This window comes from Streptomyces sp. NPDC053665, assembly GCF_055585285.1.
Genome location: NZ_JBVJKK010000003.1, coordinates 745,784 through 766,688, shown reverse-complemented (window position 1 = coordinate 766,688; position 20,905 = coordinate 745,784). Strand labels below are relative to the sequence as shown.

Annotated in this window: 21 protein-coding genes; 11 read left to right on the top strand and 10 right to left on the bottom strand. The window is 70.7% G+C overall.

The features are described 5' to 3' along the window. Window positions 1–203 precede the first annotated feature (203 nt). On the top strand, window positions 204–1,055 hold the full coding sequence (locus ACZ6ZN_RS16455) for a 1-aminocyclopropane-1-carboxylate deaminase/D-cysteine desulfhydrase (RefSeq protein ID WP_469646926.1): 852 nt from the start codon (window positions 204–206) through the stop codon (window positions 1,053–1,055). A gap of 87 nt (window positions 1,056–1,142) precedes the next feature. Here the strand turns inward: ACZ6ZN_RS16455 and ACZ6ZN_RS16450 are convergent, their stop codons facing one another. Beyond that, window positions 1,143–2,741, bottom strand: coding sequence for a Na+/H+ antiporter (locus ACZ6ZN_RS16450; RefSeq protein ID WP_469646708.1), 1,599 nt, complete (start codon window positions 2,739–2,741; stop codon window positions 1,143–1,145). A 61-nt stretch (window positions 2,742–2,802) separates the two neighbouring features. Here ACZ6ZN_RS16450 and ACZ6ZN_RS16445 point away from each other — a divergent pair, with 61 nt between their 5' ends. The 3 genes from ACZ6ZN_RS16445 (at window position 2,803) to ACZ6ZN_RS16435 (ending at window position 4,893) form a co-directional block, all read left to right on the top strand. Further along, entirely contained in the window at window positions 2,803–3,063 is a 261-nt protein-coding gene (locus tag ACZ6ZN_RS16445; protein WP_369193758.1) for a UBP-type zinc finger domain-containing protein, read from the top strand. 262 nt (window positions 3,064–3,325) lie between these two features. Continuing rightward, window positions 3,326–3,739: an ATP-binding protein gene (locus ACZ6ZN_RS16440; RefSeq protein ID WP_361198141.1), complete on the top strand. Its 414-nt coding sequence runs from the start codon at window positions 3,326–3,328 to the stop codon at window positions 3,737–3,739. A 17-nt stretch (window positions 3,740–3,756) separates the two neighbouring features. After that, the gene (locus tag ACZ6ZN_RS16435) at window positions 3,757–4,893 is read left to right on the top strand and encodes an RNA polymerase sigma factor SigF (RefSeq protein WP_469646703.1); all 1,137 of its coding nucleotides are present in this window, start codon (window positions 3,757–3,759) and stop codon (window positions 4,891–4,893) included. A gap of 3 nt (window positions 4,894–4,896) precedes the next feature. On the opposite strand, the gene ACZ6ZN_RS16430 is transcribed toward ACZ6ZN_RS16435, so the two are convergent. After that, a complete protein-coding gene (locus ACZ6ZN_RS16430; protein ID WP_398106610.1) occupies window positions 4,897–5,340 on the bottom strand; it encodes a hypothetical protein in 444 nt (147 codons plus the stop codon). Window positions 5,341–5,456: 116 nt separating this feature from the next. Between ACZ6ZN_RS16430 and ACZ6ZN_RS16425 the strand changes: the two genes are divergently transcribed. Together ACZ6ZN_RS16425 and ACZ6ZN_RS16420 are read left to right on the top strand one after the other, a co-directional pair. Next, a complete protein-coding gene (locus tag ACZ6ZN_RS16425; protein WP_398106611.1) occupies window positions 5,457–6,425 on the top strand; it encodes a diacylglycerol/lipid kinase family protein in 969 nt (322 codons plus the stop codon). Window positions 6,426–6,746: 321 nt separating this feature from the next. Continuing rightward, window positions 6,747–7,004: a WhiB family transcriptional regulator gene (locus ACZ6ZN_RS16420; protein ID WP_003992873.1), complete on the top strand. Its 258-nt coding sequence runs from the start codon at window positions 6,747–6,749 to the stop codon at window positions 7,002–7,004. A gap of 286 nt (window positions 7,005–7,290) precedes the next feature. Here the strand turns inward: ACZ6ZN_RS16420 and ACZ6ZN_RS16415 are convergent, their stop codons facing one another. Both ACZ6ZN_RS16415 and ACZ6ZN_RS16410 read right to left on the bottom strand, forming a co-directional pair. Next, window positions 7,291–8,757: a sensor histidine kinase gene (locus ACZ6ZN_RS16415; protein ID WP_398107112.1), complete on the bottom strand. Its 1,467-nt coding sequence runs from the start codon at window positions 8,755–8,757 to the stop codon at window positions 7,291–7,293. Between the two features lie 355 nt (window positions 8,758–9,112). Then, a complete protein-coding gene (locus ACZ6ZN_RS16410; protein WP_469646701.1) occupies window positions 9,113–9,811 on the bottom strand; it encodes a TetR/AcrR family transcriptional regulator in 699 nt (232 codons plus the stop codon). 96 nt (window positions 9,812–9,907) lie between these two features. On the opposite strand from ACZ6ZN_RS16410, the gene ACZ6ZN_RS16405 reads away from it, so the two are divergent. Then, on the top strand, window positions 9,908–10,657 hold the full coding sequence (locus ACZ6ZN_RS16405; RefSeq protein ID WP_469646698.1) for an SDR family NAD(P)-dependent oxidoreductase: 750 nt from the start codon (window positions 9,908–9,910) through the stop codon (window positions 10,655–10,657). A gap of 279 nt (window positions 10,658–10,936) precedes the next feature. After that, on the top strand, window positions 10,937–11,722 hold the full coding sequence (gene nagB / locus ACZ6ZN_RS16400) for a glucosamine-6-phosphate deaminase (RefSeq protein WP_451876142.1): 786 nt from the start codon (window positions 10,937–10,939) through the stop codon (window positions 11,720–11,722). 347 nt (window positions 11,723–12,069) lie between these two features. On the opposite strand, the gene ACZ6ZN_RS16395 is transcribed toward nagB, so the two are convergent. From ACZ6ZN_RS16395 to ACZ6ZN_RS16370, 6 genes are all read right to left on the bottom strand, one after another. After that, window positions 12,070–12,615, bottom strand: a complete 546-nt coding sequence (locus ACZ6ZN_RS16395) for a hypothetical protein (protein ID WP_469646694.1) — start codon at window positions 12,613–12,615, stop codon at window positions 12,070–12,072. Then, complete coding sequence (locus tag ACZ6ZN_RS16390; protein ID WP_398106616.1) at window positions 12,612–12,860, bottom strand: helix-turn-helix transcriptional regulator; 249 nt, start codon at window positions 12,858–12,860, stop codon at window positions 12,612–12,614. The genes ACZ6ZN_RS16395 and ACZ6ZN_RS16390 overlap by 4 nt, the downstream gene beginning before the upstream one ends. 71 nt (window positions 12,861–12,931) lie before the next feature. Beyond that, entirely contained in the window at window positions 12,932–14,470 is a 1,539-nt protein-coding gene (locus ACZ6ZN_RS16385) for a glycoside hydrolase family 3 protein (RefSeq protein WP_469646692.1), read from the bottom strand. A 9-nt stretch (window positions 14,471–14,479) separates the two neighbouring features. Beyond that, window positions 14,480–15,325, bottom strand: a complete 846-nt coding sequence (locus ACZ6ZN_RS16380) for a carbohydrate ABC transporter permease (RefSeq protein ID WP_398106618.1) — start codon at window positions 15,323–15,325, stop codon at window positions 14,480–14,482. After that, the gene (locus tag ACZ6ZN_RS16375; RefSeq protein ID WP_469646688.1) at window positions 15,322–16,311 is read right to left on the bottom strand and encodes a carbohydrate ABC transporter permease; all 990 of its coding nucleotides are present in this window, start codon (window positions 16,309–16,311) and stop codon (window positions 15,322–15,324) included. Before ACZ6ZN_RS16375 ends, ACZ6ZN_RS16380 begins: the two co-directional genes overlap by 4 nt. A 145-nt stretch (window positions 16,312–16,456) precedes the next feature. Further along, window positions 16,457–17,737 carry an extracellular solute-binding protein gene (locus ACZ6ZN_RS16370; RefSeq protein WP_469646686.1) on the bottom strand — a complete coding sequence of 427 codons (1,281 nt, stop codon included), beginning with the start codon at window positions 17,735–17,737 and terminating at the stop codon, window positions 16,457–16,459. Window positions 17,738–18,053: 316 nt separating this feature from the next. Between ACZ6ZN_RS16370 and ACZ6ZN_RS16365 the strand changes: the two genes are divergently transcribed. The 3 genes from ACZ6ZN_RS16365 (at window position 18,054) to mctP (ending at window position 20,840) form a co-directional block, all read left to right on the top strand. After that, a complete protein-coding gene (locus tag ACZ6ZN_RS16365; protein WP_398106621.1) occupies window positions 18,054–18,818 on the top strand; it encodes a GntR family transcriptional regulator in 765 nt (254 codons plus the stop codon). 130 nt (window positions 18,819–18,948) lie between these two features. Then, the gene (locus ACZ6ZN_RS16360) at window positions 18,949–19,215 is read left to right on the top strand and encodes a DUF3311 domain-containing protein (protein ID WP_398106622.1); all 267 of its coding nucleotides are present in this window, start codon (window positions 18,949–18,951) and stop codon (window positions 19,213–19,215) included. Then, complete coding sequence (gene mctP, locus ACZ6ZN_RS16355; RefSeq protein ID WP_469646682.1) at window positions 19,212–20,840, top strand: monocarboxylate uptake permease MctP; 1,629 nt, start codon at window positions 19,212–19,214, stop codon at window positions 20,838–20,840. The genes ACZ6ZN_RS16360 and mctP overlap by 4 nt, the downstream gene beginning before the upstream one ends. Window positions 20,841–20,905: the final 65 nt, after the last annotated feature.

Sequence of the window (20,905 nt, the reverse complement as noted above, 5' to 3'; positions counted from 1 at the left end):
CCCGGGGGCGGCGCCGCGGCTCGCCTCGGACGGACGTCGGACGGACGTCGGGCGGATGTCGCACGGATGTCGGACGGACGCCGGGCGCTCGCCGCTCTCCGCCGGCGCCGGCCCGGCAACCACCGCTCCCGGGTGACAATGGCGCGGTGACCAGCCCCGACACCTCCGGCCTCGCCTCACTGCGCCCCCGGCTCCCCTCGCCGATGCAGGAGGTCGTGGACGGCCGGTTCGGGCGGCGGGGCGTGCGGCTGCTGCTGAAGCGCGACGACCTGATCCATCCGGAACTGATCGGCAACAAGTGGCGCAAGCTGGCGCCGAACCTCGCGGCTGCCGCCGGCCGGACCGTCGTCACGTTCGGCGGTGCCTGGTCCAACCACCTGCGCGCCACGGCAGCGGCCGGCCGCCTGCTCGGCATCCCCACGGTCGGTGTCGTACGCGGCGACGAACTGGCGACCCGGCCCCTGAACCCCTCCCTGGCGCGCTGCGCGGCCGACGGGATGCGGCTGCACTTCGTCGACCGGACGACCTACCGCCGCAAGGCGGAGCCCGCCGTCCTGGCCTCAGTGCTGCGCGCGGCGGGGGCCAGGGAGGCCTGCGTCGTCCCCGAGGGCGGCAGCAACGCCGAGGCGGTGCGCGGCTGCCGGGAGCTGGGCGCCGAACTGCGCGGCGAGGCCGACGTCGTCGCCGTGGCCTGCGGAACCGGGGGCACCCTGGCGGGCCTGGCCGCCGGTCTCGCGCCCGGGCAGCGCGCCCTGGGCGTGCCGGTGCTCAGGGGCGGCTTCCTGGCCGCGGAGACCGAGGCCCTGCAACGACGCGCCTTCGGCGGCCGTCGGGGCACCTGGGACCTGGACGACCGTTTTCACTTCGGCGGCTACGCGCGCGTGCCCGCCGAGCTGGAGGCGTTCGCCGTGGACTTCGAACAGCGCCACGGCCTGCCCGTCGAGCGGCTCTACGTCGCCAAGCTGCTGTACGGCCTCGTCACCCTGGTGGACGAGGGCGCCATGCCGCGCGGGACGACGCTGGCGGCCGTGATCACGGGCCGCCCGTTCCCGTGACCCGTGACCCGTGACCCGAGGTCCGAGGTCCGGGGTCCGAGGTCCGAGGTCCGGGCTTCCCGTCCCGGACCGCCCCGGGCCGGACCGTCACGCCGCCTCCCGGAAGGCCGCCGCCTCCTCCAGGTCCAGCCTGCGCAGCAGGGTCCGCAGCATCTCGTCGTCGATGTAGCGGCCGTCGCGGAGCTTGACGAACACCTCGCGCTCGGCGCTGATCATCTCCCGCGACAGCCGCCGGTAGGTGTCGTCGACGGACTCCCCGGTGATCGGGTTCGCCTGCCCGAGGCGCTCCCAGACGGCGTTGCGGCGGCGCTCCAGGACCGTGCGCAGGCGTTCGGCGAGCGGGCCTGGCAGGGCGTTGCGCTCGTCGGTGAGGAGTTCGTCCAGGCGACGCTCGGCCGCCCGGGAGGCCTGCGCCTGGGCGTTGGCCTCGGCGAGGGTCTCGGCCTGGGCGTCGCGCCCGGGGAACTTCAGCAGACGGATCAGCGGGGGAAGGGTCAGGCCCTGCACGACGAGGGTCCCGATGACGGTGGTGAAGGTCAGGAAGAGGATCAGGTTGCGCTGCGGAAAGGGCTCCTCGCCGCCGTGCAGGGTGAGCGGGATGGAGAAGGCGATGGCCAGCGACACCACGCCCCGCATCCCGGCCCAGCCGACCACGAAGGGCGCCTTCCACGTGAGTCTCTCCTCGCGTTCGCGGATCCGGGCCGACAGCAGCCGTGGCAGGTAGGCCGAGGGGTACACCCACACGAACCGGGCGGCGACCACCACCAGGAAGACCGCGACCGCGTACCAGAGGGCCTGCGAGCCCTCGTACTCCCCCAGTCCCCGCAGGACGATCGGCAGCTGGAGGCCGATCAGCGCGAACACCGCCGACTCCAGGACGAAGGCGACCATCTTCCAGACGGCGTCCTCCTGCAGGCGCGTGGCGAAGTCGACCTCCCACGCGCGGTGCCCGAGGTAGAGCGCGACGACCACGACGGCCAGCACACCGGAGGCGTGCACCTGCTCGGCGACGGCGTAGGCGACGAACGGGGTGAGCAGGGACAGGGTGTTCTGGAACAGCGCTTCCTTCACGTGGGTGCGCAGCCAGTGGATCGGCGCCATCAGCACGAGTCCGACCACGACACCGCCCACCGCGGCGAGGAGGAACTCGCCGATGCCCCCGGCCCAGGTGGCCCCCTCGCCGACGGCGGCCGCGAGGGCGACCCGGTAGGCGGTGATGGCGGTGGCGTCGTTCAGCAGGGACTCGCCCTGGAGGATCGTGGTGATCCGGGACGGCAGTCCCACCCGGCGGGCCACCGCCGTCGCCGCGACCGCGTCCGGGGGCGCGACGACCGCGCCGAAGACCAGGGCGGCCGTCAGCGGCATGTCCGGAACGATCACGTACAGGGCCCAGCCGACGACGAACGTCGCGAACAGCACGTAGCCGACGGACAGCATCGCCACCGGCCGCAGCTGTGCCCGCAGGTCGAGGTAGGAGCTGTCACTGGCGGCCGTGTGCAGCAGCGGGGGCAGGATGAGCGGCAGCACGACATGGGGGTCGAGCGTGTAGTCCGGCACCCCCGGGACGTAGCTCACCGCCAGTCCGGCCGCCACCAGCAGCAGCGGCGCCGGCACTGGTGTGCGCCGCGCGGCCGCGGCGATCGCGGCACTGCCCGCCACCAGGAGCAGCAGTGGCATCACGTCCATCGTTCTCGCCCGCCCTCTTTTTCCACGCGGTCTTCGGCTCGACCGTCGTAACCTGGCAATCATGAAACAGTGCACGCACGCCGACGCGCTGCCGCACCCCGAACCGGGTCCGCTCACCGAGACCTGTCCGGAGTGCCTGGCGGAGGGCACGGATCCGGTGCAGCTGAGGCTGTGCCTCAGCTGTGGGCACGTCGGCTGCTGCGACTCCTCGCCGGGGCGGCACGCGGCGCGGCACCACAAGGAGTCCGGCCATCCCGTGATGCGGACCCACGAGCCCGGGGAGGCCTGGCGGTGGTGCTTCGTCGACCATGTCCTGGTGTGACGCCGCAGGACCCCGCAGCAGGACGGTTCGACCGTCTGACGTCTGGGTACGTCAACCCGGCGCGCGCTCTTCCCATTTGGGCCCGCCCAACCCCTAGACACGGAGCGTATCCACAGGTTTACTGTGAGTGACGGCAAGGGGTTGGGGTCCCGGGGACAGGACCGTTGAGAGCGCGATAGCGTCACCGCTGAACCACGTAGCGCGTTACCCCCGGGGGGCGACCCTCGGGCCCTATAACGCTTGTACCACCATGGAGGTGAGGGTGTCCCAGATCGCAGGCGAGCCCGCGACCCAGGACTTCGTCGAAGTCCGGCTGCCGGCCGCGGGGGCCTACCTGTCGGTGCTGCGTACGGCCACGGCCGGTCTCGCGGCCCGTTTGGACTTCACCCTCGACGAGATCGAGGACCTGCGCATCGCGGTGGACGAGGCCTGCGCGATCCTGCTGCAGCAGGCCGTGCCCGGCTCGGTGCTCAGTTGCGTCTTCCGCCTCGTCGACGACTCACTCGAGGTCACCGTCTCGGCGCCGACCACGGACGGGCACGCCCCTTCACGGGACACCTTCGCCTGGACCGTCCTGTCCGCCCTCGCGGGCAAGGTCTCCTCCGCCGTGGACAAGGACAGAACCGTTTCGATCAGCCTCTACAAACAGCGCGGCGCGGGACCCGGGCCGGCGTGAGGAACGGGGACGGGCCGGTGCGGGACGAAGAGCGCAGCACACGAGAGCTGCCGGCCGAGGGCACGGGCACAGGCGGTCCGAGCGGAGCCCGGCGCATGGCGGACGGTATCGACGGCATTCCCGAGCAGGCCCGCCCGCACCCGGAGGACGACGCCGCGGGGGCCGTCCTCCCGGGCGGTGCGAGGCCGGAGCGGGACAGTGCCGTGCGGAGCGCGCCTCCGGGCGGGGAGGTCACCGCATCCCCGGCCCAGGGGGGTCCCGCCACCCACGAGGAGTCGAGGGTGGCGGAGGGGGCGAGGGCTCGGGGAAGGGCGACGGGCGGGACGATGAGCGAGCACGAGCGACACTCCGAGGACGAGACGCCGAACGCGCACCGCGCCCAGGGCGCGCACCACGGGTCCCCGGACCGCAGCGGGGCACGCGAGATGTTCCTGAAGCTGCGCACCCTGAGCAGCGGCAGCCCGGAGTACGCGGAGCTGCGCAACCAGCTGGTCCGCATGCACCTGCCGCTCGTGGAGCACCTGGCCCGCCGCTTCCGCAACCGGGGCGAGCCGCTGGACGACCTCACCCAGGTCGCCACGATCGGCCTAATCAAGTCGGTCGACCGCTTCGACCCGGACCGCGGGGTGGAGTTCTCCACGTACGCGACCCCGACGGTCGTCGGAGAGATCAAGCGGCACTTCCGCGACAAGGGCTGGGCGGTGCGCGTCCCGCGCCGGCTGCAGGAACTGCGCCTGTCGCTGACGACGGCGACGGCCGAGCTCTCGCAGCTGCACGGCCGCTCCCCCACGGTCCACGAGCTCGCCGAGAAGCTGGCGATCTCGGAGGAGGAGGTCCTGGAGGGCCTGGAGTCGGCCAACGCGTACTCCACGCTGTCCCTGGACGTCCCCGACACGGACGACGAGTCGCCGGCGGTCGCGGACACCCTCGGCGCGGAGGACGAGGCGCTGGAGGGCGTCGAGTACCGGGAGTCCCTCAAGCCGCTGCTGGAGGACCTCCCGCCGCGCGAGAAGCGGATCCTGCTGCTGCGGTTCTTCGGGAACATGACCCAGTCGCAGATCGCGCAGGAGGTCGGCATCTCGCAGATGCACGTCTCCCGGCTGCTGGCGCGCACCCTGGCCCAGCTGCGGGAGAAGCTCCTCGTCGAGGAGTGACCGCTACTGCTCGCCGGTGTTTCCGGGCCCGCGGATCCCGAGGGCCCGGGTGGTCTCCGGGTTCACGAGCAGCACGAGCGCCGCGACGGCGACGACCGCGAGGGCGATTCCGCCCGGGATGGCCATGCTGTCGGCCTGCAACAGGTTGTAGGCCACCGGCAGCGCCAGGAGCTGGGTGATGACGGCGGGTCCGCGGCTCCAGCTGCGGCGGGCGAGCAGTCCGCGCGCGGCGAGCAGCGGCAGCAGCGCGAGGACGACCAGGGTGATCCCACCGGTCACGGCCTGCTGCCGGTCGTCCGGGTGTCCGCTCAGGCCGAGGACGAGGATCCAGACGCCGCCGACGACCAGCGCGAGCCCCTCCAGTGCCGCCAGCAGCGCGGCGTAGGTGAGCCGCCGCGGGCGGGGGCCGGTGGTTTCCTCGGTGGTGGGGGTCTGCTCACTGCTCACCCCTGAAGGGTAGCCCTCGGCGCACGCGCCCCCCGTGGCCAGGTTCACCTCCGCTCTCTTACCTGATCCCCACCTCGGTCTGGGCCAGGTACCACCCAGTAGGTACGCTGCCAGTCATGCGTGCACTTCTCGTGGTCAATCCGGCGGCAACCACCACAAGTGCGCGCACACGCGACGTACTGATCCATGCGCTCGCCAGCGAGATGAAGCTGGAGGCGGTCACCACCGAGTACCGCGGCCACGCCCGCGACCTCGGGCGGCACGCGGCCCAGAGCGACGACATCGACCTGGTGGTGGCCCTCGGCGGTGACGGCACGGTCAACGAGGTGGTCAACGGCCTGCTGCACGCGGGCCCGAACCCCGGGCACCTGCCCGGCCTGGCCGTGGTCCCGGGCGGTTCCACGAACGTCTTCGCCCGTGCCCTGGGTCTGCCCAATGACGCGGTGGAGGCCACCGGTGTCCTGCTGGACGCGCTGCGCGAGGGCCGGGAGCGGACGGTCGGCCTCGGTCTGACCTCGGGCACGGCCGGCACGGAGGACGAGTCGGTGCCGTCCCGCTGGTTCACCTTCAACGCCGGGCTCGGATTCGACGCCGGCGTGGTGGGGCGGGTGGAGCAGCACCGCGAACGGGGCCGCAAGTCCACGCACGCGCTGTACGTGCGCCAGGTGGTGCGCCAGCTCCTCGGCGAGCCGAACCGCCGGCACGGCACGATCACACTGGAGCGGGCGGGCGAGGAACCGATCACCGATCTGGTCCTGTCCATAGCCTCGAACACCTCGCCATGGACGTTTCTGGGGAATCGCCCGATCTACGCAGCACCTAAGGCCTCGTTCGATACCGGCCTCGACGTCTTCGCTCTCAGCCGCCTCTCCACCGCGGCGGTTGCCCGGTATGGCACCCAGTTGCTCACTTCGTCCCCCGAGCGCGGCCCCCATGGGAAGCACGCCACTTCGCTGCACGACTTGACACAGTTCACCTTGCATTCGAAGGTCCCGCTCCCCCTCCAGATGGACGGCGACCACCTGGGGCTGCGAACCAGCGTGACGTTCACAGGCGTACGCCGTGCACTGCGTGTGATTGTGTGAGCAGAACTGGCTAAAGTCCTTTCACTCGAACGTTTAGGCCAGGATCCACCCCATGGAAGTACGGCTGTGACCTAGTCGACACCGAAGAATCAAAAAAAACTTTCCGGAAGGGGTTGTATCCGCCGCTGAGGTTTGCGAGTCTCTACGTGGCGATCGGGACGGCCCGCAGGATCGGCCTCCACTGATCACCAGAACCCCTCATCAACTCACAGGACCTACGTCAGGGAACCTGGCGGTCGGCCCTTCACTTGTTGGGGGATTCGTGAAAGCGTTCACATTCACAAGCACACCTGCACGTAATACCAAGGAGAGGTAGCAGCCATGGACTGGCGTCACAACGCCGTTTGCCGCGAGGAAGACCCCGAGCTCTTCTTCCCCATCGGCAACACCGGTCCTGCGCTGCTGCAGATCGAGGAAGCCAAGGCCGTCTGCCGTCGCTGCCCGGTGATCGAGCAGTGTCTGCAGTGGGCGCTCGAGTCCGGCCAGGACTCCGGCGTCTGGGGTGGTCTCAGCGAGGACGAGCGCCGCGCGATGAAGCGCCGCGCCGCTCGCAACCGGGCTCGTCAGGCTTCCGCCTGACAACCCACCCCTGCTGACAGCCTGAGCTTGGCGGCGCGTACACCGCGTACGCATCTCCCGCCCCCGAGCCGCAGCGCGCAGTTCCCCCGATGCGCTTAGTCAAGCGACAACGAGCTTTAGCCCCGGGCCAGTTGACGGCCCGGGGCTCAATGCTTTTCCGGGCCGTTCCGTAAGTCGCGGCGCCCTTCTGTCATGGAGCCGGCGCAACTCCGTTGACTCTTCCGGGAATTGCCAGCCGGCTCCTCCCGTGCGGCGGCTCGCATCGCCGAAAGCCGGCCGCCGCCCGCTACTTCTCGCCGCGCACCGGGATGTCCAGGATCACCCGGGTCCCGTGCTGCGGGGCGGGGACCATGTCGAAGGTGCCGCCCAGTTCGCCCTCCACCAGCGTGCGCACGATCTGCAGGCCCAGATTGCCGGCCGTGTGCGGATCGAAGCCCTCCGGGAGCCCGACCCCGTCGTCTTGGACCGTGACCAGCAGACGGGCTTCCTTGGTGGTGCCGCCGCGGACCGCCGACACCTCGACCGTGCCGGTGTCGCCCTCCCGGAAACCGTGCTCCAGCGCGTTCTGCAACACCTCGGTCAGGACCATGGACAGCGGCGTGGCGACCTCGGCGTCGAGGATGCCGAAGCGGCCGGTGCGCCGGCCGGTGACCTTGCCGGGCGAGATCTCCGCCACCATGGCGAGGACCCGGTCGGCGATGTCGTCGAACTCCACGCGCTCGTCCAGGTTCTGGGACAGCGTCTCGTGCACGATCGCGATCGACCCGACGCGCCGCACCGCCTCCTCCAGGGCTTCCCGCCCGCCGTCGGACTCGATGCGCCGGGCCTGGAGGCGCAGCAGGGCGGCGACGGTCTGGAGGTTGTTCTTGACCCGGTGGTGGATCTCCCGGATGGTCGCGTCCTTGGTGATCAGCTCGCGTTCGCGCCGACGCAGTTCGGTGACGTCGCGCAGGAGGACGAGGGAACCGATGCGGGTGCCCTTGGGCTTGAGGGGGATCGCGCGGAACTGGATGACCCCGTCGCTGGCCTCGATCTCGAACTCGCGCGGTGCCCAGCCGCTGGCGACCTTGGCCAGCGCCTCGTCCACCGGGCCCCGGGTCGGGGCGAGTTCGGCGGTCGTGCGGCCGAGGTGCTGGCCGACGAGGTCGGAGGCGAGGCCGAGCCGGTGGTAGGCGGACAGCGCGTTCGGGGAGGCGTACTGGACGAGGCCGTCGGCGTCGAGACGGATCAGGCCGTCGCCCACGCGGGGCGAGGCGTCCATGTCGAGCTGCTGGTTCGCGAACGGGAAGGAACCCGCCGCGATCATCTGCGCGAGGTCGGAGGCGCTCTGCAGGTAGGTCAGTTCGAGGCGGCTCGGGGTGCGCACGGTCAGCAGGTTGGTGTTGCGGGCGATGACCCCGAGGACGCGGCCCTCCCGCCGCACGGGGATCGACTCGACCCGGACCGGGACCTCCTCGCGCCACTCCGGGTCGCCTTCCCGCACGATGCGGCCCTCGTCCAGGGCGGCGTCCAGCATGGGGCGGCGGCCGCGCGGGACGAGGTGGCCGACCATGTCGTCCTGGTAGGAGGTCGGTCCGGTGTTGGGCCGCATCTGGGCGACCGACACGTACCGGGTGCCGTCGCTGGTGGGGACCCACAGGACCAGGTCGGCGAAGGAGAGGTCGGAGAGCAGCTGCCACTCCGAGACCAGCAGATGGAGCCACTCGAGATCGGTGTCGTCGAGTGCGGTGTGCTGGCGTACGAGTTCGTTCATGGAGGGCACGTGTGCGAGCGTACCCGGGGGTTTGTACGGCACTGAAACACCCGCGGGCCGCGGCGCCTGGGAGGGACCCTCAACCCTCCCGGCACCGCAGCCCGGAGCAGTATCGGCCGTGGGGTGTGCGGTCCCGGTCGGCCGAAGGATGAGGAGCCGGGGCAGTCAGGGCAGAGAGCCTCGGATCCTCGATCCGCCTTCCTGTGCGGGGAAGACGGAAGCTGGCTGCGCGCTGTGACACGCGTTCTCGTCACGCATTGTGGACTAGACCACTCGCGGGTGTCCATGCGTGCGAGGCTGTTCGTTGCTGTCTTTTTCTCCGACGTGCCGGGCGCACCGGCGCCCAGCAGGCAGCCTAACCCGTGTGGGATCCTGTGCGGGGCCAGACGGTCATGGCAATTTCCGCGACGGCTTCCAGTTCCTCCCGGCTCGCCCCGTCCCGCGCCTGTTGTGACATGCCCTGGATCATGGCGCCGGTGTGGCGGGCCAGGGCGGCGGCGTCGGTGTCCGCGGGCAGCACACCGGCGGCGACATCGGCGCTGATGCGGCGCTCGAAAGCGGCGATGTTGGCGTTGCGGCGCTCGCGCAGCGACTGCTCGACCTCGGGGGTGGAGCAGTTGGCGGCGGCGTGGACGACGAGGCAGCCGTGCGGATGGCCCGGTTCCGTGTACGCGGTGGCGGCCTCGCGCAGTGTGCGCACGGCGGCGGCGCGAGCGGTCGGCTCCTCGGCGAGTGCCCGGTCGGCGAAGGAGCCGTAGCGCACGCCGTAGACCTGGACGACCTCGTCGAAGAGGGAGCGCTTGTCGCCGAAGGCCGCGTAGAGGCTCGGCGCGCCGATGTCCATGACGCGGGTGAGGTCGGAGACGGAGGTGGCTTCGTAGCCGTGCTCCCAGAAGGCCAGGAGAGCCTTCTCCAGCGCGGTTTCGCGGTCGAAGGAGCGGGGGCGCCCGCGCGGCTTGGCCTTCTTGCGTCCGCCGGTGGCGGCACCCGTCGCCGCCGCCACCGGCTTCGTCGACTCAGTCGACCCCTGTGGCGAGGTCTGGTCGTTCACCATGGCGTGCATTTTATAGCGGGCACTAGAGAAATGTCAGCGGGCTGCTGTACGGTCATTTTTGTATCGATCGCTAGGGAATTGCGGAGGGGGAGCGTCATGGGTGTGCTCACGGGCAGGACGGCACTCGTCACGGGGGCGAGCAGGGGGATCGGTCGCGGCATCGCCGAGCGGTTGGCGCGCGACGGGGCGCGCGTGGCGGTGCACTACGGCAGGAGCGAGGCGGCGGCGAAGGAGACGGTCGCGGCGATCGAGAAGGAGGGCGGCTCGGCGTTCGCACTGGGCGTGGAGCTGGGGGTCCCGGGGGACGCCGAGGCGCTGTGGGAGGAGTTCGACCGGCATGCGGACGGCCTGGACATCCTGGTGAACAACGCGGGGATCGGTGGCACCCGCCCCATCGAGCAGCTGGAGGAGCGGGAGTTCGACGCGGTGTTCGCGGTGAACGTGAAGGCGCCGTTCTTCATCCTCAAGCACGGCATGCCCCGGCTGCGGGACGGCGGCCGCGTCGTCAACGTCTCGTCGGGACTGGCGCGGACGGCCGTGATGCCGGACAACATGGCGTACGCCATGACCAAGGGCGCGCTGGACATCCTCTCCCGTGACCTGTCCAAGGTGCTGGGCCCCCGGGGCATCACGGTGAACTCGGTGGCGCCGGGGATCATCGACACCGACAACACGGCCCCGCTGCTGAGCAGCCCCGGCGGCCGGCGGCAGGCCGAGGCGATATCGGCGCTGGGCGGCGTGGGCGAGCCGGCCGAGGTGGCGGACGTGGTGGCGTTCCTTGTCTCGGACGCCGGGCGCTGGGTGACGGGGAGCTGGGTGGACGTGACAGGGGGGTCACTGACATAGCTGGGGAGGAGGGTGCATGACGGCTGGCGGACGCACCTCGGCCGGTGGACGCGCCACGACCGGCGGGGGCGCCACGGCCGGCGGGGGCGCCGCCCACTCCACCGCCGGAGCCGTTCCCCGCCCGGCCACCTGCCCTGCACCCGGCGGCCGCCTCACCGCGCAGGGGCGTCCGCCACCCTGGGAGGGAGGCTCCCGCTCTGTTAGATTGGTCTAAACCACACGACCCTCCCCCGGGGTCCCCTCCCAGTCGAGCATCCCTCTCAGATCGGCAGGCTCAGCGTGGAAGTTGTCATCGTCCCGGACGCCAGGGCGGGCGGCGAGCTCATCGCCGAGGCCATGGCGCAGCTGCTCCGGCGCAAGCCCGACGCCCTGCTGGGCGTGGCCACCGGCTCGACGCCGTTGCCCGTGTACGAGGCGCTGGCCGGCAAGGTGCGCTCCGGTGCCGTGGACGTGACCCGGGCGCGCATCGCCCAGCTCGACGAGTACGTGGGGCTGCCCGCCGACCACCCGGAGTCCTACCGGTCGGTGCTGCGACGCGAGGTGCTGGAACCGCTGGGGATCGGCATGGAGCAGTTCACGGGTCCGGACGGTACGGCGGAGGACGTGCAGGGGGCATGCGAGGCCTACGACAGGGCGCTCGCCGAGGCCGGGGGTGTGGACCTCCAGTTGCTGGGGATCGGGACCGACGGGCACATAGGGTTCAACGAGCCGTGCTCCTCGCTGGCCTCCCGGACGCGCATCAAGACACTGACCGAGCAGACCCGGATCGACAACGCGCGCTTCTTCGACGGGGACATCGACCAGGTCCCGCACCACGTGATCACGCAGGGCATCGGCACGATCCTGGAGGCCAGGCACCTGGTCCTGCTGGCGACAGGTGAGGGCAAGGCCGACGCGGTGGCGGCGACGGTGGAGGGGCCGGTGGCGGCCGTGTGCCCCGCGTCCGCGCTGCAGCTCCACCCGCACGCGACGGTGGTCGTCGACGAGGCCGCGGCGTCGAAGCTGAAGCTGGCGGACTACTTCCGCCACACGTACGCCAACAAGCCGGAGTGGCAGGGCATCTGAGGCGCCGGGCCTGACCGCGCACAGGGCAAGGGTCGGCCCTGCCGGCTGACCGACGGCCGATCCCTCAGCCGAATCCCCCCGGGGGACCGAGTGGGCCCGGAGGCCGAGTGGGGCCCGGGGGGCTACCCGGAGCGGCCAGTGCGGCCGGTGCGGCCGGTGCGGCCGCCACCCCGGGGCGGCGACGGGCGTCTCGGCTTGACGCCGGGCACCTCAGGGCGGCCCGGGGCGCCTCCGAGGAGCCGTTCCTCAATACTCGGCGCGGCCGCCGTTCCTCAGAACATGGCGCGATCACCGCCGGCAAACGCCCCGCTTCGGCCGCCACTGCCGCCCACCCGCCGCCACGGGACTCAGGCGTGCGCCACCTCGTCGTCGCCCGGTTCGTCCTGCGCGCGCCAGCCGGCCACCCACAGGGGCATCAGCCAGTGCACGGCGAGAACGGTGATGAGCAGGGGCGCGGCGTAGGCCTTGGGGGCGTCGCCGTCGAGGCCGCCGCTGATCAGCAGGGCGGCCGCACCGGCGAGCAGGAGCAGGGTCGTCGCCCGGTGGGCCAGGGCCAGGACCCGGGTGCGCTCGGCGGACTGGCGCTCGTCGAGGGCGCGTTCGCGCAGTTCCAGCAGGCCCCGGGTGGCGGCGTTGATCACGCCGGTGGCGACCATCCAGGGGAGGAACAACACCGCCGTCACGGCCACCGTCCACAGGGGCTCGCCCTCGACGAGGAGGAAGACGGTCAGCAGCCCGCCGATGGCCGCGGTCAGGGTGATGTGCGCGGCGACGGCCAGGCGGCGGCGCGCAGCGGTGGCGTACCAGGCCGCTCCGCGGCGGTCGTTCATCAGCCGCAGCATGGTCCGGTCGTAGCGGGTCAGGCGTGTCGTCGTGATCGCCGGTTCCGTCATGGCTGCTTCCTCCCGTAGACCTCGTCCGTGAGCGGCCGGAACGGTTCGAGGGAGAACAGGGCCTCGACCGGGAGACCGAAGAACGCGGAGATCTTCAGCGCCAGGTCGAGGCTCGGGTTGTACTGCCCCCGCTCGATGTAGCCGATGGTCTGGTAGTGGGCTCCCACTGCCTCGGCCAGGCTCTGGCGCGACACCTTCCGTTCGGCGCGCACCACGGCCAACCTGTTGTGCACCTGCTCGCTCATGTATAAGAAGTACTACATCAGTCAGCAGCCCTGCAACCATTCGGCCCGGCGCCGCCGCCCTCCGGAGGGGACTAGTGGCTCGTGGCCCCGGCGATCACCTCGGCCGCCGCCCGGCCGCAGACGCGGGCCGCGCCGTGGGTGGCGATGTGCAGGGCGCCGCGCGGGGCGGCCTGCGGGACGCCCATCTCGACGACGACGGTGTCGGGGCGGGCCGACAGCAGGACGTCGAGGGCGCCGGCCATCCAGGGATGGCGGTGCTCGTCGCGCACGACGGCGACGATGCGGCGCGTCCCGGCGGCCTGGACGGCGGCCCGGCCCGCGTGATGCCCGGCCTCTCCCCCGTCGGCGTCCTCGGCGGTGAAGCTGCCGGTGACGGTGCCGGGCAGGAGGTGGATCAGTTCGGCGGCGACGCCCCACGGCGTCTCGTCGCCGACGGCGATGTTGGCGACAGGGGTGAAGGCGGCGACGTAGGGGGGTTCGGTGAGCGGTTCGAAGGTCGCGGGGTCGCCGAGACCGGGCGCGGCGGTCACCGTCAGGGCGCGGCGGGCGGCGTGCAGGCCGACCTCGGTGCCGTGGGCGCTGTCGGGTGAGCGGTCGGCCGTGCCGGTCCAGCGGGCCAGGGCGCGGACGCGTCCGGCCGCGTCGGCCAGGCGTTCCTCGGGGAGTTCGCCGGTGCGCACGGCCGAGACCAGGGCGTCGCGCAGCCGCAGCACGGTGGCGTCGTCGGCCAGTCCGCCGCCGACGCAGATCGCGTCGGCGCCCGCGGCGATGGCGAGGACGCTGCCGCGTTCGATGCCGTAGGTGCCGGCGATGGCCCGCATCTCCATGCCGTCGGTGACGATCAGGCCGTCGTAGCCGAGTTCGCCGCGGAGCAGGCCGGTGAGGATGCGGTGGGAGAGGGTGGCCGGACGCTCGGGGTCCAGGGCGGGGACGAGGATGTGGGCGCTCATGACGGCGCGGCTGCCGGCGGCGATGGCGGCCCGGAAGGGGGCCAGTTCGCGTTCGGCCAGGATCTCGGCGGAGACGTCGATGCGGGGCAGGGCGTGGTGGGAGTCGACGGCGGTGTCGCCGTGGCCCGGGAAGTGCTTGGTGCAGGCGGCGACGCCGGCGGACTGCAGGCCGGTGACGTAGGCGGCGGTGTGCCGGGCGGCCAGGGCCGTGTCGGCGCCGAAGGAGCGGACGCCGATGACGGGGTTGCGGGGGTCGGAGTTGACATCGGCGGAGGGTGCCCAGTTGAGGTTGACGCCGCAGGCGGCGAGGCGGCGGCCCAGTTCGTGGGCGACCTGCCGGGTCAGCTCCACGTCGTCGACCGCGCCGAGGGCGTGGTTGCCGGGGAAGGAGGAGCCGTTGCGCACCTCCAGCCGGGTCACGTCGCCACCCTCCTCGTCGATGGCGACGAGGACGTCGTCGCGCTCGGCCCGCAGCTGGGCGGTGAGGGCGGCGAGTTGGCCGGGCGAGGCGATGTTGCGGCCGAAGAGCCCGACGGAGGCGAGCCCTTCACCGAGCCGGCGCAGCAGCCAGTCGGGGGCGGTGGTGCCGGTGAAGCCGGGCTGGAGCACGGTCAGGGCGTCGCGGGTGAGCGTGTCGGTGCCGCTGGCGAGTGTCGTCATCGGGTGAGGTCATCCCTTCACGGCGCCCGCGGTCAGGCCCGCGGCCATCTTGCGCTGGACGAGGAGGAAGAGGGCGACGATCGGCACGGCCATCATCGTGGCTCCGGCCATCATCGGCGCGTATTCGGTGCCGTGCTTGGTGGTGAAGTTGCCGAGCCAGACGGTCGCGGTCTGGTTCTTCTGGCTGAGGAGCATCAGGGCGTAGAGGTACTCGTTCCAGGCCTGGATGAAGCCGTAGACCGAGGTGGCGACCATCCCGGGGGCCAGCAGCGGGAAGACGACCCGCAGGAAGGCGCTGGTGCGGGAGCAGCCGTCGACCATGGCGGCCTCCTCCAGCTCCTTGGGGATGTTGACGATGAAGCCGCGCAGCGTCCAGACCGTGAAGGGCAGGACGAAGGTCAGGTAGGTGATGATGATGCCGGTGAGCTTGTCGTACTGGCCCAGGTCGTTCAGGAGCAGGAACACCGGGATGATCATGGCGACCAGCGGGACCATCTGGACCGCGAGGATGCCGACGATCACGATCTTCCGGCCGCGGAAGGCGAAGCGGGAGATGGCGAGGGCGGCCAGCAGCCCGACGGCCATGCCGATCACGACGACCGCCAGGGACACCACGAGGCTGCGGCCCACCGGACCCCAGAAGTCGGCGATGTCCAGGGCGCGGCCGAAGTTGTCGAAGGTCAGGCCGGTCGGCAGCAGGCTCGGGTCGGGGTCGATGGCGTCCTTGGCCGGCTTGAACGCCGTGTTGAGCATCCAGTAGAGGGGGAAGCCCGCGACGAGGAAGACCAGCAGGCCGAGGAGGTTCCAGCCGAGCCGTGGGTTCCTGCGGCGGCGGGTTCCGGCGAGCGTGCTCATTCGACCTCTCCGATCTTCAGCATCTGCCGCATGTAGACGGCGACGACGCCGAGCAGCAGCAGGACGGTGATCAGCGCGATGGCCGAGCCCTGGGCGTAGTCGTTGACGACGAAGGCCCGGTCGTAGGAGTAGGTGTTGAGGACCTGGAACTCCGGCTCGGGGTGGCCGTTGCGCATGACGAACACCTGGGGGAAGACGCCCATGTCCCAGATGACCGACAGGGTCGTGAGCATCACGATGATCGGCTTCAGGACGGGCAGGGTGACGAAGCGGAAGACGCCCCAGGAACTGGCGCCGTCCAGGCGGGCGGCCTCCTCCAGCTCCTTGGGGACCTGGGTGAGGCCGGCGCTGAGGGTGATGACCACGAAGGGCACGGCGCCCCAGATGACCAGGAGCATGATCACGGCGAGGCCCTCGGGCCCGCTGGCGAACCAGTTGTGGCCGATCATGTCGACGCCCGGCAGCTTGCTGAGCAGCGCGTTGAAGACGCCGTAGTCGGAGTCGAAGAGCCATTTGAAGACGGTGGTCGCCACGATGACCGGCATGCCCCAACTGGCCACCAGCACGATGTTGATGAGCACCTTCAGCCAGCCGGAGACCCGCTGCAGCAGCAGGGCGAGCGCCATGCCGATGACCATGGTGAAGACGACGGCACCGGCCGCGAAGACGATCGTGCGCACGACGACGGCCCAGAACTCGCCGTCGTCCAGCACCTTGGCGAAGTTGTCGAGGCCGACCGACTCGGCGGGCTGGAAGCCCCACAGTTGCGACTGGCCGAACTTCTGGAAGGACAGGGTGACCAGGCGGGCCAGCGGATAGCCCATGACCAGGGCCAGGATGACCAGGCAGGGCGCGAGCAGCAGCCAGGGAGCGGCGGCCCCGCCCGAGGTGCGCCGTCCGCGTGGACGACGCACCTGGGGTGGCGGCATGGGCACCTGCCGCGGTGGCGGCACCTTGGCGGGAATGTGGGTGTCTGCGGCACTCATCGCGCGCTCCTCGGCGGTCCCTCAGGTCGGACGAACGGCGGGGCTCCGCTGCCGGGAGCCCCGCCCGTGGGTCTGTCGTCCGGGTCGCGCCGCAGACGCGGGGAGGCACCGTGGCGTGGTTCGACCCGGACGACGGACCCGCAGGTCACTTGGTGTTGATGACCTTGTCGATCGCGGCGTCCGCCTCCTTGGCGGCGGCCTCGACGGACTTCTTGCCGGTGCCGATGCTCTGCAGCATCGTCTGCAGGACCTGCGCCTTCTCGACCTGGCCCCAGCCGGGGGCCATGGGGACGAACCAGCTGGACTCGGCCGCGGTGGCGGGCACGGCGGTCTTCGGGTCGTTCTTCAGCGTCGCGAGGTCGGTCTTGTTGTTGGGCAGGTTGCCCTTGGCCATCAGGCCCTTCTGGCCGGAGGAGCCGGTGAAGGCGTTGATCCACTCGGCGGCGAGGGCCTGGGCGTCGGACTTCACCGGGACGGCGAGGTCGGAGCCGCCCAGGAAGACGGGCATGTTCTTGCCGGAGGGGCCGGGCATCACGAAGTTCTCGAGGTTGCCCTTGAGCTTGCCGGTCTTGTCGTTCTTCGGGTCCTCGGCGGTCGCGCCCTCCCAGGCCGCCGCGAAGATCATGGCGGACTTGCCCTGGCCGTAGACGATGTAGCGGTCGGACTCGTCCTTGGTCTTGTCGCCGTGCATGTACTTGTCGACGACGTTCTTGAACTCCTTGAGGCCCTTGATCGACTCGGGCGAGGAGAGGGAGGCCTTCCACTTGCCGCCCGACTCGGTGGCGATGGCGCCGCCGGCGTCGTAGACGAAGGACATGGCCGCGTACCAGTCGCGGGTGGGCTGGTACCAGGCGTTGAACTTGTCGCCCTGCTTCTTCTGGATCTTGTCCAGGGCGTCGGTCAGTTCCCCGTAGGTCTTGGGGGGCGTCTTCAGGCCGGCCGAGGCGGCCACGTCCTTGCGCCAGTTGGCGACACGGCCACCGGCGTAGTAGGGGACGCCGTAGGTCTCGCCCTCGTAGGTCACCGAGGCCTTCAGACCGTCCAGCCAGGCGTCCGAGTGGTCGAACTTGCTCGCGTCCAGGGGGGCGAAGGCGCCCTTGACCATGTAACCGAGCATCTCGGTGTTGCCCATCTCGACCACGTCGGGGGCCTTGTCCGTGGCGAGGACGGCGTCGAGCTTGGCGTTCTTGTCGGGCCAGCCGTAGTACTCGTGGTTGATCTTGACGCCGGGGTGCTTCTTCTTCACCGCGGCGTCGGCGGCCTTCACCAGTTCCGGCCAGTTGTTCTGGGCGTCGACGGTGAGCCACACCGTCAGCTCCTTGGCGTCCGCGCCCTTGTCGGAGCCCCCGTCACCCTCGCCCCCGCACGCCGCGATGGAGACCATCATGCCCGCGATACCGATCGCGGATATCAGCTTGCGCTTCACGCCACCCTCCTCAGGGATGCCACAAACCCCCCTGCTCCCCGCGGTGAGACGTGGGGCGCCAGGACTTGGACCAATGGTGTAGACCAGTACGGGGAGCTTGGACCAGACCAGCAGGCCTGTCAAGGGTCGCGAGATGGCCCTGACCAGCCGTTATGCGACCTACATATGCAGGAACCTTTAAGTAAGAAGCCAGCGAAAACCCTGATGGACACGGCATACTGCGGGTAGACCACAGCGATGGCTGGACTAGACCAAAAGAGGCGCCGACGGTATACAAGTGGGATCGTGTCGGCGGACCGAGCCGGGAAGGCGGAGCATGAGCACCGACGTCAGCAGTGCGGAGAACGAGACGGGGGCACCCGTCCGTACCGCGCGCGTGCCCAAGTACTACCGCCTGAAGAAGCACCTGCTCGACATGACCGAGACCCAGGCGCCCGGTACCCCGGTGCCGCCCGAGCGCACCCTGGCGGCGGAGTTCGACACCTCGCGCACCACCGTGCGCCAGGCGCTGCAGGAACTCGTGGTCGAGGGCCGGCTGGAACGCATCCAGGGCAAGGGCACCTTCGTCGCCAAGCCGAAGGTCTCGCAGGCGCTGCAGCTCACCTCGTACACCGAGGACATGCGCGCACAGGGCCTGGAGCCCACCTCGCAGCTGCTGGACATCGGCTACATCACCGCCGACGACCGGCTGGCCGGTCTGCTCGACATCACCCCGGGTGGGCGGGTGCTGCGCATCGAGCGGCTGCGCATGGCCAACGGTGAGCCGATGGCCATCGAGACCACCCACCTGAGCGCCAAGCGCTTCCCCGCGCTGCGCCGGTCGCTGGCCAAGTACACCTCCCTCTACACCGCGCTCGCCGAGGTCTACGACGTCCACCTGGCGGAGGCCGAGGAGACCATCGAGACGTCGCTGGCGACCCCGCGCGAGGCCGGACTGCTCGGCACGGACGTGGGCCTGCCGATGCTGATGCTGTCCCGGCACTCGCTGGACCGGGACGGCCAGCCGGTGGAGTGGGTGCGCTCGGTGTACCGGGGCGACCGGTACAAGTTCGTGGCCCGTCTCAAGCGGCCCCAGGACTGACGCGACGGCCGCCGGACCCCCGATTTCTTTTGGGTACCGCATTGCGGACGAGGGGTTCCGCTTGCGCCGCACCCTGACCTAGATTGCCTGCGCATTGCACAGGTGATCACTGAGGGGACGGAGCCGCCTGATGTCGCAAGCCCCAGAATCCAGCAGAGGTCCGGTGGTGACGCCCGTGCGCGTCGTCATCGGCCTCTGCCTTGTCGCGCCCTTCGTGGCCATGCTCTGGGTCGGCTCGTACGCGAAGACCGACCCGGCTCTCATCGGGATCCCTTTCTTCTACTGGTACCAGATGGCGTGGGTGCTGATCTCCACCGCGCTGACGATGATCGCCTACAAGCTGTGGCAGCGTGACCAGCGCTCCCGCTCGGCCGCGAAGGGCGGTGCGTCGCGGTGAAGGACGGCGTGAACGGCGTCGCACTCGCCGTCTTCATCTTCTTCTTCCTGCTCGTCACGGTCATGGGCTTCCTGGCCGCGCGCTGGCGCAAGGCCGAGAACGAGCACAGCCTGGACGAATGGGGCCTGGGCGGCCGCTCGTTCGGCACCTGGATCACCTGGTTCCTGCTCGGCGGCGACCTGTACACGGCCTACACGTTCGTCGCGGTGCCCGCGGCGATCTACGCGGCCGGGGCGGCCGGCTTCTTCGCCGTGCCGTACACGATCCTGGTCTACCCGCTGATCTTCACCTTCCTGCCCCGCCTGTGGTCGGTCTCCCACAAGCACGGCTACGTCACGACCTCCGACTTCGTGCGCGGCCGGTTCGGCTCGAAGGGACTGTCGCTCGCGGTGGCCGTGACCGGCATCCTGGCGACCATGCCGTACATCGCCCTCCAACTGGTCGGCATCCAGGCCGTACTGGACGTGATGGGCGTCGGCGGCGGCGAGAACACCAACTGGTTCATCAAGGACCTGCCGCTGCTGATCGCGTTCGGCGTGCTGGCGGCGTACACGTACTCCTCGGGCCTGCGGGCGCCGGCGCTGATCGCGTTCGTGAAGGACACCCTGATCTACCTCGTCATCGCGGTGGCGATCATCTACATCCCGATCAAGCTGGGCGGCTTCGACGAGATCTTCGCCAAGGCCGGTGAGGCGTACAGCCAGACCAACCCGGCCACGGGCGCGCCGCGCGGTGCGCTGACGCCGCCGGAGGCGGGCCAGTGGACGTACGCCACGCTCGCGCTGGGCTCCGCGCTGGCGCTGTTCATGTACCCGCACTCGATCACGGCGACGCTGTCCTCGAAGAGCCGTGAGGTGATCCGCCGCAACACCACGATCCTGCCGCTGTACTCGCTGATGCTGGGCCTGCTCGCACTGCTCGGCTTCATGGCGATCGCGGCAGGCATCAAGGTGCAGAACGGGCAGCTGGCGATCCCGCAGCTGTTCGAGACGATGTTCCCGGACTGGTTCGCCGGTGTGGCGTTCGCGGCCATCGGCATCGGCGCGCTGGTGCCCGCGGCCATCATGTCCATCGCGGCCGCGAACCTGTTCACCCGCAACATCTACAAGGACTTCCTCAAGCCGGACGCCACCCCCGCGCAGGAGACCAAGGTCTCCAAGCTGGTCTCGCTGCTGGTGAAGGTGGGCGCGCTGGTCTTCGTCCTCACCATGGACAAGACGGTCGCCATCAACTTCCAGCTGCTGGGCGGCATCTGGATCCTGCAGACCTTCCCGGCCCTGGTCGGCGGCCTGTTCACCCGCTGGTTCCACCGCTGGGCGCTGCTCGCGGGCTGGGCGGTCGGCATGGCCTACGGCACCCTCGCCGCCTACGGCGTGGCCTCCCCGACGCAGAAGCACTTCGGCGGCTCGTCGAAGGAGATCCCCGGCATCGGCGAGATCGGCTACATCGGCCTCACGGCGTTCGTGCTGAACGTGGTCGTGACGGTCGTCCTGACCTTCGTCCTGAAGGCGGTGAAGGCCCCCGACGGCGTCGACGAGACCAAGCCGGAGGACTACACGGCCGACGCGGGCGACCCGGGAGTCCAGGTGGAGCTTCCGCCGGCCACCGCCGGATCGTCGCACTGACCCGAACGGCGCGGCACGCCGCGACCACCGCACAGCGGGCCGCCGTGACCGAACGTCACGGCGGC

Bases quoted from the DNA above. Each gene is read 5' to 3' on its own strand.
- ACZ6ZN_RS16395 (WP_469646694.1), bottom strand. From the start codon at position 12,615: ATGACGGAACCGGCGATCACGACGACACGCCTGACCCGCTACGACCGG.
- ACZ6ZN_RS16360 (WP_398106622.1), top strand. From the start codon at position 18,949: ATGTCGCAAGCCCCAGAATCCAGCAGAGGTCCGGTGGTGACGCCCGTG.
- ACZ6ZN_RS16410 (WP_469646701.1), bottom strand. From the start codon at position 9,811: ATGGTGAACGACCAGACCTCGCCACAGGGGTCGACTGAGTCGACGAAG.
- ACZ6ZN_RS16385 (WP_469646692.1), bottom strand. From the start codon at position 14,470: ATGACGACACTCGCCAGCGGCACCGACACGCTCACCCGCGACGCCCTG.
- ACZ6ZN_RS16390 (WP_398106616.1), bottom strand. From the start codon at position 12,860: ATGAGCGAGCAGGTGCACAACAGGTTGGCCGTGGTGCGCGCCGAACGG.
- ACZ6ZN_RS16450 (WP_469646708.1), bottom strand. From the start codon at position 2,741: ATGGACGTGATGCCACTGCTGCTCCTGGTGGCGGGCAGTGCCGCGATC.
- ACZ6ZN_RS16455 (WP_469646926.1), top strand. From the start codon at position 204: ATGCAGGAGGTCGTGGACGGCCGGTTCGGGCGGCGGGGCGTGCGGCTG.
- ACZ6ZN_RS16420 (WP_003992873.1), top strand. From the start codon at position 6,747: ATGGACTGGCGTCACAACGCCGTTTGCCGCGAGGAAGACCCCGAGCTC.
- ACZ6ZN_RS16380 (WP_398106618.1), bottom strand. From the start codon at position 15,325: ATGAGCACGCTCGCCGGAACCCGCCGCCGCAGGAACCCACGGCTCGGC.
- ACZ6ZN_RS16445 (WP_369193758.1), top strand. From the start codon at position 2,803: ATGAAACAGTGCACGCACGCCGACGCGCTGCCGCACCCCGAACCGGGT.
- ACZ6ZN_RS16425 (WP_398106611.1), top strand. From the start codon at position 5,457: ATGCGTGCACTTCTCGTGGTCAATCCGGCGGCAACCACCACAAGTGCG.
- ACZ6ZN_RS16365 (WP_398106621.1), top strand. From the start codon at position 18,054: ATGAGCACCGACGTCAGCAGTGCGGAGAACGAGACGGGGGCACCCGTC.
- ACZ6ZN_RS16415 (WP_398107112.1), bottom strand. From the start codon at position 8,757: ATGAACGAACTCGTACGCCAGCACACCGCACTCGACGACACCGATCTC.
- ACZ6ZN_RS16405 (WP_469646698.1), top strand. From the start codon at position 9,908: ATGGGTGTGCTCACGGGCAGGACGGCACTCGTCACGGGGGCGAGCAGG.
- ACZ6ZN_RS16375 (WP_469646688.1), bottom strand. From the start codon at position 16,311: ATGAGTGCCGCAGACACCCACATTCCCGCCAAGGTGCCGCCACCGCGG.